Source organism: Pseudoalteromonas rubra (genome assembly GCF_005887095.1).
Classification (GTDB): domain Bacteria; phylum Pseudomonadota; class Gammaproteobacteria; order Enterobacterales; family Alteromonadaceae; genus Pseudoalteromonas; species Pseudoalteromonas rubra_E.
Genome location: NZ_PNCI01000089.1, coordinates 1 through 11,215, shown reverse-complemented (window position 1 = coordinate 11,215; position 11,215 = coordinate 1). Strand labels below are relative to the sequence as shown.

Here is an 11,215-nt window from a genome sequence, read left to right as displayed (position 1 = left end):
CACCCCCGCCCACCCCCCCGCCCGCCGCCGCCACGCCCTCTCTTTCTTTTCATCCATACCCCGGCTCACTCGTTGCGCCTTAGTGCACTGGAGTTCATACGTGTGCTCTTACGCTCTGCGGGATGACAACGGAGTTGTTGTTGGAGGTGTGGTAGAGCAGGGAAAACCTGGAGCCGCTGCAGGAAAGCGACACTTTACGTGTAGTAAATACGCCGGCTCAAACATACTCCTTGCTTTCATGATGTATAGAGCGATTTCTGACGAAGTGTCATGTATTTCTCCATTCAAACAGGTCTACACTACCGTCATCCCGCACTTGATGCGGGATCTACCAACAGACCACACCGTACGTATGACAAATACACCGAAGCAAACCTACTCAGCACTGAAAAACAGGTTTAAATGGATCCCGCATCGCGTGCGGGATGACAACGGAGTTGTTGTTGGAGGTGTGGTAGAGCTGGGTAAACCTGGAGCCGCTGCAGGAAAGCGACACAAATACGTCGGCTCAAACATACTCTTTGCTCTCATGATGTGCAGAGCGATTTCTGACGTAGTGTCATGTATTTCTCCATTCACACAAGCCCACACTACCGTCATCCCGCACTTGATGCGGGATCTTCTAACTGGCCACACCGTTAGTATGAGTTGCACTGAAATTCGACAATCATTATCAGACTTCAAACAAGAAAAGCTAGATTCGAAATAAGTAGGCTTTTTTGTGTTTATGTCATTTATAGAAGCGTGTAGATAGAGCTGTGTTGTCTATTCATCCATGAAGCTTGGTCCCATCGCGCATCCATGCGCTCACCTCAATGAGCTGCGAAGCGTTGCTTCGGTTTCTCATCGCCCTTCGCGCATCTCGATAATTGCTCCTGCATTATTCTACTTCCCCACATTCATGAGGGTCAGTGCACTCACTTCCTCGACCTGCGAAGCGTTGATTCGGTTTCTCGTCACCCTCGCGTTCATTGCGCAAAGTAAATGTACTCGCGCTGCTCGCTGTCATTGCACTTTATACTTTCATTAGCTGAGCTCTTTAATTGCTTCGCTAAGCCCATCTAAAGTTAACGGAAACATACGACCTGCCATCAGTTCATCGATCAGGCCAATCGACTGGTAGTAGGGCCAGTGGGCTTTCGGCTGTGGATTGAGCCAGGCAACTTTATCAAAATGCTGTGTTAGCCTTTGTAACCAGACTGAACCGGCCTCCTGATTCCAGTGCTCAACACTGCCACCAGGGTAGGCTATTTCATAGGGGCCCATGGTGGCATCACCGACAAAGATCAGACGGTAATCCCGGCCAAAGCGGTTGATCAGCTGGTGTGTATCGAGCAAGGTGTTATCCAGCCTGTCGTTATCCTGCCAGACATGTTCGTACACACAGTTATGGAAGTAGAAAAACTCAAGGTGTTTAAACTCGCTGTGTGCAGCGCTGAATAGCTGTTCACAGATCTGGATGTGATCGTCCATCGAGCCGCCAATATCGAACAGCATAATGACGTTGACAGCATTATGCCGCTCAGGGGCCATTTTCACATCCAGCATACCGCCTTGCTTAGCTGTAGCTCGAATGGTTTCATTCAGGTCAAGTTGATCGCTGGCGCCACTGCGGGCAAATTTACGCAACTGTTTGAGTGCCAGCTTGATAGTGCGGTTACTGATGTCACTGTCTGCGTCAAGGTTGCGATACTGACGTTTATCCCAGACCTTGACAGCACGGCGGTGGCGACTGCCGTCCTGGCCAATCCGGACACCCTCAGGGTTATAACCATATGCCCCAAAAGGGGAGGTACCGCCAGTCCCCACCCATTTGTTGCCACCGGCATGTCGTTTTTGTTGTTCTGCAAGCCTTTGTTTTAAGGTATCCAGTAACTTGTCGAGCCCACCCAGAGCTTTCAACTTGGCTTTTTCTTCTTCACTCAGATGCTTTTCAAACTCTTTACGCAGCCAGTCCTGAGGCAGGGTGTTTTGCTGTAACTGGCTGAACAGATCCAGAGACTCAACCCCTTCAAAGTAATCGGCAAAGGCACGGTCAAACTTATCAAACTGAGTTTCGTCTTTGACAAAGATGGTTTTGGCCAGATGATAAAACCCGTCGATATCGGCAAAACACACGCCTTTATCCAGTGCATTGAGGCAGTCCAGCAGCTCCCGCAGGCTAGCTTTCACCCCATAGCGTCTAAGCGTGAATAGAAAGTCGATCAACATGATCAGCGCTTACCTAAAAAGGCCAGTTTCTCAAGTAAAGTGACGTCCTGCTCGTTTTTCAGCAGTGCACCAAACAGGGGCATCAATCCGCCTTTATGGCTACGGTCCTGAAGTGTTTCGGGATCTATGTCTTCTGCCAATAATAGTTTGAGCCAGTCGAGTAGCTCACTGGTACTGGGCTTTTTCTTCAATCCTGCCACGCTGCGCAAGTCAAAAAAGACCTCTAATGCCTGTTTCACTAAGCGTGGTTTGATGGCCGGAAAGTGCACACCAATGATTGCCTGCATCTCTTCCTTGTCTGGGAAATCGATATAGTGGAAGAAACAACGACGTAAAAACGCATCGGGCAGCTCTTTTTCGTTGTTGGAGGTGATGATCACGATAGGGCGAGCCTGCGCTTTAACCTGCTCACCGGTCTCATAAACATGAAACTCCATGCGATCCAGTTCAAGCAATAGATCATTTGGGAACTCTATGTCTGCCTTATCGATTTCATCGATCAGCAGGACAGGGCGTTTGGCCTGAGTGAAGGCCTGCCACAGCTTGCCCTTAATGATATAGTTGCCAATATCATGTACGCGTGCATCACCCAGCTGGCTGTCACGCAGGCGTGATACAGCATCGTACTCGTACAAGCCCTGTTGCGCTTTGGTCGTTGATTTAATGTGCCACTGAATAAGCTCTGTATCCAGACTTTTTGCCAGTTCTTCAGCCAGCAGGGTTTTACCTGTGCCAGGCTCCCCTTTGATCAGTAATGGTTTTTCCAGGATCACAGCTGCATTCACAGCTTGTTGCAGTGCCGTGCTGGCAATATAAGACTCGGTACCTTTGAACATAAACTTCTTAACTCTGGTCTGATGAGTGATAGAATCCCAGTGTGCCACAGCGTGTAAGGGCAGTGCAAATGCTCATCATTCGGCGACACCCAGATACGCAAACCGTGGGCGCTGCTGGCCATCTACTTCGACCGTTTCACAGAACATGCTAAGTGGCCTGACCCAATGATCAAAGTTGCCATAGAGTGTTTTGTATACCACCATGGCTTCTTCGGTTTCACTATGGGTGGCAATAAATAGCACCTGATATTTCGGGCCTTTGTAATGTTGATAAATGCCGGGTTTGAGTTCTTTACTCACGGTCGTTGCTCCAATTGGGTATAATGTTGGGGTTTTAATTAATAGGTATCTGACATGAATTATATTGCGCTCGATGCGTTCAAGAAAGCCTGGGTGTTTCGTCATCAGGATTTGCCCATTGATGAGGCCGACCTGGCTCGGATCAAGCCGATGACTGAGCAACGTGCGGCGGTACTGTGGACTACTATGGTCAGTCGAGAGCAGGATCATCCCGACTTTTTTACGCCCCATGACTGGCCAGGTAAAGAAGAAAACTGGCAGGAAAGCTTGGACTGGGAAGGGCCGTGGGAAGCGGGTGAAGCAACCCTGCCAGACACCATTTGTGACTTTCTAAATTGGGAAGACAACACCACAGTGTACTTTTGTATGTCGCGGGAGTTGATCATTGAAACCCAGTTCGATGTGTTTAAGCGGACCTGGCAGAACTTTATGTTTTTGGCGGATGGCAGCCTGTTGCTGGGTAAGAAGCGGGATACGGCGGTGATGTTCAGTGAATCCGGAGAAGCCAGGCTCGGTAAGCGGCCTAAAAATCCGTAAGGACTTGGCGACCCGCTAGCGGTGGCTTTCATATTCGTGCGCTATATTTAACCGTGTGGTCGTGATATAACCTCTGTGTAAAGGAGGCATTTTGAACAGTCAAGGTCACACTAAGCAACAAAGCACGATATGGCAGGATGAAGCAACCCGGCTGGCGTATGCTGAGCTGGCTAATGTTTTTTATGCGCGTGAAATACCTGGCTTATCTGCTGAACCCGATCTCGACCGTCTGCAAAGACGGCTAAGTAGCCTGCCTTACTATGTGGAGCGAGCCGCGACGCATATTGTGCTCGGTGAAGTTCCCCTCGAACTCGATAGCCACAACGGCTGCTGGCTGGCCAGGCAACGTAAATGCCCCCAGTGGCACAGTGATGAAGTCAAAGCTTATTATACGACACATGCCTCTGTTGGTTTGGTGGTGCCTGTCATGGTCATCGACAATGGCATTACTTGTGTGTATTTAGATACGCTGGATCAGACTCGCGACGGGCGTTGGCATTGCAACCAGTTTGGCTGGTTTGACTGTTCAGGGAATACATTTGATGAAGATGAACAGGTCGATTTACCAGCAACGCGTTATTTACTCAAACCAAGTAAAGCGTTAATGACCGCTGCCTGTTGTGGTCACCGCTGGCAATATCATAAAATACTACCGCCCAGAACGCTGGGTTTACGCGAAATGTTACTGGCCAGCAGTGTGAACTGGGCAAACGTAAGAAAAAAACAACAACGCAAGTAGTGCACATTGCCAGGTGCAATGCATGATCCTGTAAAGCAATTAAGGTAGCCCGAATGCGATATTTCCAACTTGCATTGCTATGTCTTTGTGCATATACCCAATATAACCTGTGGTTTGGGCACAATGGTCTAGAAGACTTCAGACGTATCAAAACAGCCGTAGACAAGCATCAGGCTGCCAATGCCGATCTGGCCAAACGCAATAAATTACTCAGAGCGGATATCGAAGATCTGAAGCTTGGACTCGAAGGGGTAGAAGAGCGTGCTCGTCACGAACTGGGTATGATCAAACCCAACGAAACCTTTATCCGCGTACTGTCAAAGAAGCACGATGAATAAATCAACTACAATTGCAGCGGTTGTTCCTGCTGCTGGCGTTGGGGCCAGAATGGGACTGAACCACCCTAAACAATATCTTAAAATTGGCGACAAAACCGTGCTTGAGCATACGCTCAATAAATTGGCTGCATTGCCACAGTTAAACCAAATCTTCGTTGCGGTAAGCGAAACCGATGGCTATTTTAGTGAGTTGTCACTAGGTGGACTGAACATCACGCGAGTTACGGGTGGAAAAGAACGTGCCGATTCTGTTCTGAATGCCTTGCTGGCTATGCAGAGCACGCCACCGGATTGGGTGTTGGTTCATGATGCAGCCAGACCTTTGGTAGAAGTAAGCGATATCACCAATCTGATTGAGCAATGCTTAGCGCATCAGGAAGGCGGCATTTTGGCGAGTAAAGTCAAAGATACCATTAAGCGCGGTACCAGTCACAGCGAAGAAACTGTGCCACGAGAGAGCTTATGGCAGGCGCTGACACCCCAGTTTTTCCCATATCAGCAGCTGCTGAATGCATTGCAGCAGGCGCTGCAGAGCCAAGTTCAAATCACCGATGAAGCGTCGGCCATCGAGCATGCTGGGCTGCCGGTTCGATTAGTCAGTGGCCGCTCAGACAACATTAAAATTACCGCACCGGAAGACTATGCGCTGGCCAGTTTTCTGATGTCACAACAAAGTAAAGAGAGGTCACTATGATTCGCATTGGTCACGGGTTTGATGTTCATAAGTTTGGTGGCGAAGGCCCGCTGACGATTTGTGGTGAGAAAATCCCTTATACACAAGGTTTTATTGCACACTCCGACGGCGATGTTGCTATCCATGCCGTGTGTGATGCGTTACTCGGTGCACTGGCTCTGGGTGATATTGGCAAACACTTTCCCGATACTGCGGCTGAATTTGAAAGCATCGACAGCCGTATCCTGCTGCGTAACGTAATGGAGCAAGTCAGTGAACTGGGTTATCAGCTTGGTAATCTGGACGTGACCATAGTGGCTCAGGCACCCAAAATGCGTCCGCATATTGACGCCATGCGTGCGAATCTTGCAGCGGACTGTAGTGCCGACATTGGCCAGGTTAATGTCAAAGCGACGACCACAGAAAAGCTGGGATTTGAAGGCAGAAAAGAAGGCATTTCCAGCCATGCTGTGGTGCTACTGACAAAGGTGGCTTAGTGTGAAAACCTGTGTATCTGAGCTCAATTACTTGTATGGTGAACCGCAGGCGCATGCTGACTTTAAATCTCAGCCTGAAGATTTTATGGTTGATGAAATCCTCGACATTGAATTTACCGGGGAAGGCGAACACGTCTGCTTGCAGATTGTGAAGAAAGGCGAGAACACCGCCTTTATTGCCCGTAAGCTGGCCGAGTTTGCCGGCGTAGCGCCAAGGGATGTCAGCTACGGCGGACTCAAGGACCGTCATGGTGTCTGTACTCAATGGTTTAGTGTCCCGGTGCCAATTAAGCAGTCACTGGATTTCAACGAACTTAACAGCGATAGCCTGTTTGTGCTTAAGCAGATTCGTCACAATAGAAAATTACGTACCGGATGCCACAAAGGTAATCGTTTTACCATCACGCTACGTAATGTCAGTGAACCACTGGATCTGTTGTCACGCGTTAACGCGGTGCGCCAGGGGGTGCCCAATTATTTTGGCGAGCAGCGCTTTGGTCATGATGGCTACAATCTGGAAATGGCACAAAGACTGTTTGAGGGAGAGCGGATCCGTGATAAAAAATTACGAGGTCTGGTGATCTCGGCCGCACGCTCACATATTTTTAATCAGCTGGTTTCAAGACGGGTTGCAGAACATGGCCTGGCAAAGACCTGGCATCGTGAAGTTTTTATGCTCAGTGGCAGCAACGCGTTCTTTGAAGAAGACATCAGTGATGAGCTGATAGTTCGGCTGCTTGAAGCGGATATTGTGTTGTCTGCTCCTTTACTGGGTAAAGGCGAAAAAGGCCTTACCGCACTTGAGGTAGAGTGGCTCAAACCCTTTGCTGAATGGTGGCAGGGGCTGGGCACTTTAGGGCTTAAAAATGAGCGCAGGGCGCTGCGGGTGATACCCGAAAACCTGCTGGTAAAATCCCTGGACGCCACAACAATTCAGCTTAGTTTTGATTTACCTAAAGGGTGCTATGCCACCGCGATACTGCGTGAACTGGTTCATCATGAGGATGTCAGCCATCGCAACTACGATAAAAAAGGAAGCAACCAAGATGAAGATACTGCTCAGTAACGACGATGGGGTACATGCAAAAGGCATTGACGTACTCTACAAAGCTTTGTGTGAAATCGCTGAGGTTGTGGTCATTGCGCCCGACCGTAATTGTAGTGGTGCAAGTAATTCACTGACACTGATAAACCCATTGCGGGCAACGACACTGGATAATGGCTTTGTGAGTGTCAACGGAACCCCCACCGACTGTGTGCACCTGGGAGTGAATCAGCTGCTTGATGACGCGCCGGATCTGGTGGTGGCTGGTATCAATAACGGCGCCAACCTAGGTGACGATACGCTTTATTCGGGTACCGTTGCTGCCGCGACTGAAGGTCGCCATCTCGGCTTACCTGCCATTGCTGTATCCCTGTGCTCAAAACGTGAAGCACACTATGAAACTGCGGCGGCTGTTACGGTGAAACTCATCAAAGCACTGAAAAGCCACCCACTGCCTAAAGATCAGATCATCAATATCAATGTGCCAGATATCCCCCTGTCCGACTTAAAAGGTATGCAGGTGACTCGTCTGGGTGCCAGACATAAAGCAGAAACTATGACCCGGCAGCTGGATCCCTGGAACAGAGATGTCTATTGGTATGGCTCGCTGGGCCAGGAGCTGGATGCCGGTGAAGGTACAGACTTCTACGCTGTTAAACAAGGCTATGCGGCCATTACACCGCTGAAAGTAGATATGACGGCACATGAAAGCCTGGATTCTCTGTCAAGCTGGATAGCCGCTCAGGAGTAAGTACATTGCTCAAAAACTATAAACGCAGCGCAGAGGCATTGGTTGCAACACTGGCGCGCCATGGTATCAACGACCCTGAGGTACTGAATTGTCTGGAGATCACACCCCGGCATTTATTTATTGATACTGTGCTGCAACACAAATCCTATGAAAATACGGCACTGCCGATTGGACAGGGGCAAACGATTTCTCAGCCGCTGGTGGTTGCGCGAATGACCGAGCTGCTGCGCCAGGCCGGGGTATTTAAAAAAGTGCTTGAGGTCGGTACTGGCTCCGGGTATCAGACGGCCGTGCTGGCTCAGCTGTTTGACGAGGTATACAGCATTGAGCGGATCAAAGCATTACAGTGGCAGGCAAAGCGTCGTTTACACATGCTGGATCTGTACAATGTTGCGATGAAGCATGGTGATGGCTGGCAGGGCTGGGCTTCGAAAGGTCCCTATGAGGGCATCATAGTCACCGCTGCGGCGGCACAAGTGCCTCAGGCGCTGCTGGAGCAGCTTTGTGATGGGGGGGTGATGGTGATCCCTGTTGGTGAGCAACATCAGGTCCTCACTATGTACCAAAGGAAAGGTCAGCAGTTCATTGAAAATAAACTGGCTGAGGTACGTTTTGTTCCTTTAATTCCGGGTGCACTGAGCTAGACTTGACAAAAAAAGCGAGAAAATCCAGTTGAGTATGCTAAAGTGGATGGTCGAATTAACAAGCGGAAAGTAATCAAGGCATGAATCGGGCGCGCATCAATACTCTTTTGCTATTGTGCTATTTTCTGGCCGCATGTACCACGCCGCATTCCCCCGCTCCGGTTGTGAATCTCTCTAAAGGTAAGACCAGTTATAAACAAAAAATTCAAATAAAAAATAATCAATATAAGGTTAAAAAAGGTGACACTTTGTTTGCTATTGCTTTTAGTGCAAATAAGGATGTCAGAACTGTTGCCAAAATCAATAAAATTAAGCCTCCCTACACCATTTTCCCCGGTCAGATCATCTCATTAGACTATCCAAGAAAGGCGTATAAAGCGTCTAAAAAGCAGCCAGAACAAACCGCAAAATTAACTTATAAAAAACAAAAAAATAACATTTCACCGAAAAAAGAGCTTGATCGACCTAAGCAACGAGAGTATGTTCAAAAGCAAGCCAGCGAAAAATCCAGTCATACCAAACAGTTGTCAAATAATAAGGTACGATGGCGCTGGCCCGCAGTTGGTAAGGTGACCCGACGTTTTTCTGTCAAAGAAAACGGCTATAAGGGAATTCAGATTACAAATAAAAAGGGAACATCTGTTAAGGCTGCGGCAAATGGCGTTGTTGTATATGCAGGGAGTGCGTTACGGGGATACGGCAATTTAATCATACTTAAACACACAGATGATTATCTGAGCGCGTACGCCCACAATTCCAAATTGCTAGTAAGAGAGCAGCAGCAAGTTAAAGCTGGGCAAAAAATTGCCGAAATGGGAGATACAGACGCATCATCTGTTGCGTTGCGGTTTGAGATCCGTTATAGGGGACAAGCCGTAAATCCTGGTAGGTACTTGCCTAAAAAATAGCCTATCGACGTAATGATGGAAAACTGTCACTTATTCGCTTGGGGGGATGCTTATGGCTCAAACAGCAAAATTGAATAGTAAAGTAAATCCAGAATTGGACGAGAAGTTTGAAGATGTTTCAGTAGAGGAGCCCAAAACGGAGCTGCTCGAAGATATAGAAAATGATGAAGAACTTTTCGCCAAGGACGACAGCGTTAAGAATTTGGATGCAACCCAATTGTATCTGGGAGAAATTGGCTTTTCGCCTCTGCTTAGTGCCGAAGAAGAAGTGTACTTCGCACGTAAAGCACTGAAAGGGTGTGAGGCGTCACGCAAACGTATGATCGAAAGTAACCTGCGACTGGTTGTAAAAATTGCGCGGCGTTACAACAATCGGGGACTGGCGTTGCTTGACCTGATTGAAGAAGGAAACCTAGGCCTGATCCGAGCAGTTGAGAAGTTCGATCCGGAACGAGGTTTTCGCTTTTCTACCTATGCGACCTGGTGGATCCGTCAGACCATTGAGCGGGCCATAATGAACCAGACTCGCACCATTCGCTTACCTATCCATGTGGTCAAAGAGCTCAATGTGTACCTTCGTACAGCACGTGAACTGACTCAAAAACTGGACCATGAACCGACTGCAGAGGAAATCGCAGAGTCACTCGACAGACCGGTTGAAGATGTCAGTAAGATGTTGCGTCTGAACGAGAAAATTACGTCTGTAGACACGCCGATCGGCGGTGATAATGACAAAGCACTGTTAGACATTATTGCTGACGAGCGTGGTTACGAGCCGGAAAGCGAAGTTCAAAACAAAGACATTAACCGCCATATCGTTGACTGGCTGGGTGAATTGAACCCGAAACAAAGAGAAGTGCTTGCACGTCGTTTTGGCTTGTTGGGGTATGAACCATCGACTTTGGAAGATGTGGGCCGTGAGATCGGCTTAACCCGAGAACGTGTGCGTCAAATTCAGGTTGAAGCACTACGCCGTTTAAAAGACATCCTGCAGCATGAGGGCTTGAGCACAGATAGCTTGTTTGAACAAATGTAAGTGGAGTAGCAGCGCATGTTACCTTTTCTCCTGTATTCTAAGCGCTGAATAGCCACGTTATCGTTGAGTCATTCCGTAGTTTGAATGACTCTCGAATATCCTCCCAGAACACATTTCCTACACTGCTTTATATTTCTTTAGCCCAATCAGACGTCAGATAATAAATCAGAAACACCTTGTTATATTGAGCGTATTAAATGCTCAGGTTGTGATTCATAAAGAGGTATTTCCCTCCGATATATGGCTCTGTACTCCACATCTCCATTTGCTTTGATAGTCAGCAGAACTCTGAGCTCAAAAATTTATCACCCCGCCCCCGATAAGGCCCGCCATCCTGCACTCAAATTGCCCCGATCTCATATTCAAAACCCCGTCACCCCGGCCCCCATACCTTACCAGCATACCAAGCCCATCAACCCGGCCTCCAAGCTAGGCACTATGAAGCAACGGAGTGCGTGGTGTATTTCGTCACTCTAAACCCCGTCACCCCGTCATCCTGGTTTCCGAGCAGGTAACCATTCCAAATACAATAAAAATACCACAGATAGTAACGAGGGGGTTTTGCATCTGAGTAACCCATCTTGCGGAGTCGCTTGTGAGTAGATCCCGTGTCGGGCACGGGATGGCTGGGAGGAAGCACAAGGCAACGGAGCAAGAGCCTTAGATAACGGAGTACTTAATGTATTCCGTCAATCCGTAT

At 48.4% G+C, this 11,215-nt stretch carries 13 protein-coding genes; 10 read left to right on the top strand and 3 right to left on the bottom strand.

Annotation, left to right across the window (positions count from 1 at the left end):
• Positions 1–1,026: 1,026 nt before the first annotated feature.
• The 3 genes from CWB99_RS22925 to CWB99_RS22915 form a co-directional block, all read right to left on the bottom strand.
• Positions 1,027–2,211, bottom strand: a complete 1,185-nt coding sequence (locus CWB99_RS22925; protein ID WP_138553389.1) for a vWA domain-containing protein — start codon at positions 2,209–2,211, stop codon at positions 1,027–1,029.
• Between the two features lie 2 nt (positions 2,212–2,213).
• On the bottom strand, positions 2,214–3,047 hold the full coding sequence (locus CWB99_RS22920) for an AAA family ATPase (RefSeq protein WP_138553391.1): 834 nt from the start codon (positions 3,045–3,047) through the stop codon (positions 2,214–2,216).
• Positions 3,048–3,122: 75 nt separating this feature from the next.
• A complete protein-coding gene (locus CWB99_RS22915) occupies positions 3,123–3,347 on the bottom strand; it encodes a DUF1653 domain-containing protein (protein ID WP_249332072.1) in 225 nt (74 codons plus the stop codon).
• A 54-nt stretch (positions 3,348–3,401) separates the two neighbouring features.
• On the opposite strand from CWB99_RS22915, the gene CWB99_RS22910 reads away from it, so the two are divergent.
• From CWB99_RS22910 to rpoS, 10 genes are all read left to right on the top strand, one after another.
• Complete coding sequence (locus CWB99_RS22910) at positions 3,402–3,884, top strand: DUF2947 domain-containing protein (protein WP_138553394.1); 483 nt, start codon at positions 3,402–3,404, stop codon at positions 3,882–3,884.
• 91 nt (positions 3,885–3,975) lie between these two features.
• On the top strand, positions 3,976–4,623 hold the full coding sequence (locus CWB99_RS22905) for a hypothetical protein (protein ID WP_138553395.1): 648 nt from the start codon (positions 3,976–3,978) through the stop codon (positions 4,621–4,623).
• Between the two features lie 53 nt (positions 4,624–4,676).
• Positions 4,677–4,961, top strand: a complete 285-nt coding sequence (ftsB, locus tag CWB99_RS22900) for a cell division protein FtsB (RefSeq protein ID WP_010383879.1) — start codon at positions 4,677–4,679, stop codon at positions 4,959–4,961.
• Entirely contained in the window at positions 4,954–5,655 is a 702-nt protein-coding gene (gene ispD / locus CWB99_RS22895) for a 2-C-methyl-D-erythritol 4-phosphate cytidylyltransferase (RefSeq protein WP_138553397.1), read from the top strand. The genes ftsB and ispD overlap by 8 nt, the downstream gene beginning before the upstream one ends.
• Entirely contained in the window at positions 5,652–6,131 is a 480-nt protein-coding gene (ispF, locus tag CWB99_RS22890; RefSeq protein ID WP_138553399.1) for a 2-C-methyl-D-erythritol 2,4-cyclodiphosphate synthase, read from the top strand. Before ispD ends, ispF begins: the two co-directional genes overlap by 4 nt.
• 1 nt (position 6,132) lies before the next feature.
• Positions 6,133–7,197: a tRNA pseudouridine(13) synthase TruD gene (gene truD / locus CWB99_RS22885; protein WP_138553400.1), complete on the top strand. Its 1,065-nt coding sequence runs from the start codon at positions 6,133–6,135 to the stop codon at positions 7,195–7,197.
• A complete protein-coding gene (gene surE, locus CWB99_RS22880) occupies positions 7,178–7,927 on the top strand; it encodes a 5'/3'-nucleotidase SurE (RefSeq protein WP_138553401.1) in 750 nt (249 codons plus the stop codon). Before truD ends, surE begins: the two co-directional genes overlap by 20 nt.
• Before the next feature lie 5 nt (positions 7,928–7,932).
• A complete protein-coding gene (locus tag CWB99_RS22875) occupies positions 7,933–8,571 on the top strand; it encodes a protein-L-isoaspartate(D-aspartate) O-methyltransferase (RefSeq protein WP_138553403.1) in 639 nt (212 codons plus the stop codon).
• An 80-nt stretch (positions 8,572–8,651) separates the two neighbouring features.
• On the top strand, positions 8,652–9,479 hold the full coding sequence (locus CWB99_RS22870) for a peptidoglycan DD-metalloendopeptidase family protein (RefSeq protein ID WP_138553404.1): 828 nt from the start codon (positions 8,652–8,654) through the stop codon (positions 9,477–9,479).
• 52 nt (positions 9,480–9,531) lie between these two features.
• Positions 9,532–10,515, top strand: a complete 984-nt coding sequence (gene rpoS / locus CWB99_RS22865) for an RNA polymerase sigma factor RpoS (protein ID WP_054016062.1) — start codon at positions 9,532–9,534, stop codon at positions 10,513–10,515.
• Positions 10,516–11,215 lie beyond the last annotated feature (700 nt).

What these genes read in the sequence shown, in the direction of transcription:
- CWB99_RS22920 (WP_138553391.1), bottom strand. Translation starts at nt 3,047, where the DNA reads ATGTTCAAAGGTACCGAGTCTTATATTGCCAGCACGGCACTGCAACAA.
- surE (WP_138553401.1), top strand. Translation starts at nt 7,178, where the DNA reads ATGAAGATACTGCTCAGTAACGACGATGGGGTACATGCAAAAGGCATT.
- CWB99_RS22910 (WP_138553394.1), top strand. Translation starts at nt 3,402, where the DNA reads ATGAATTATATTGCGCTCGATGCGTTCAAGAAAGCCTGGGTGTTTCGT.
- rpoS (WP_054016062.1), top strand. Translation starts at nt 9,532, where the DNA reads ATGGCTCAAACAGCAAAATTGAATAGTAAAGTAAATCCAGAATTGGAC.
- ftsB (WP_010383879.1), top strand. Translation starts at nt 4,677, where the DNA reads ATGCGATATTTCCAACTTGCATTGCTATGTCTTTGTGCATATACCCAA.
- ispF (WP_138553399.1), top strand. Translation starts at nt 5,652, where the DNA reads ATGATTCGCATTGGTCACGGGTTTGATGTTCATAAGTTTGGTGGCGAA.
- CWB99_RS22925 (WP_138553389.1), bottom strand. Translation starts at nt 2,211, where the DNA reads ATGTTGATCGACTTTCTATTCACGCTTAGACGCTATGGGGTGAAAGCT.
- ispD (WP_138553397.1), top strand. Translation starts at nt 4,954, where the DNA reads ATGAATAAATCAACTACAATTGCAGCGGTTGTTCCTGCTGCTGGCGTT.
- CWB99_RS22870 (WP_138553404.1), top strand. Translation starts at nt 8,652, where the DNA reads ATGAATCGGGCGCGCATCAATACTCTTTTGCTATTGTGCTATTTTCTG.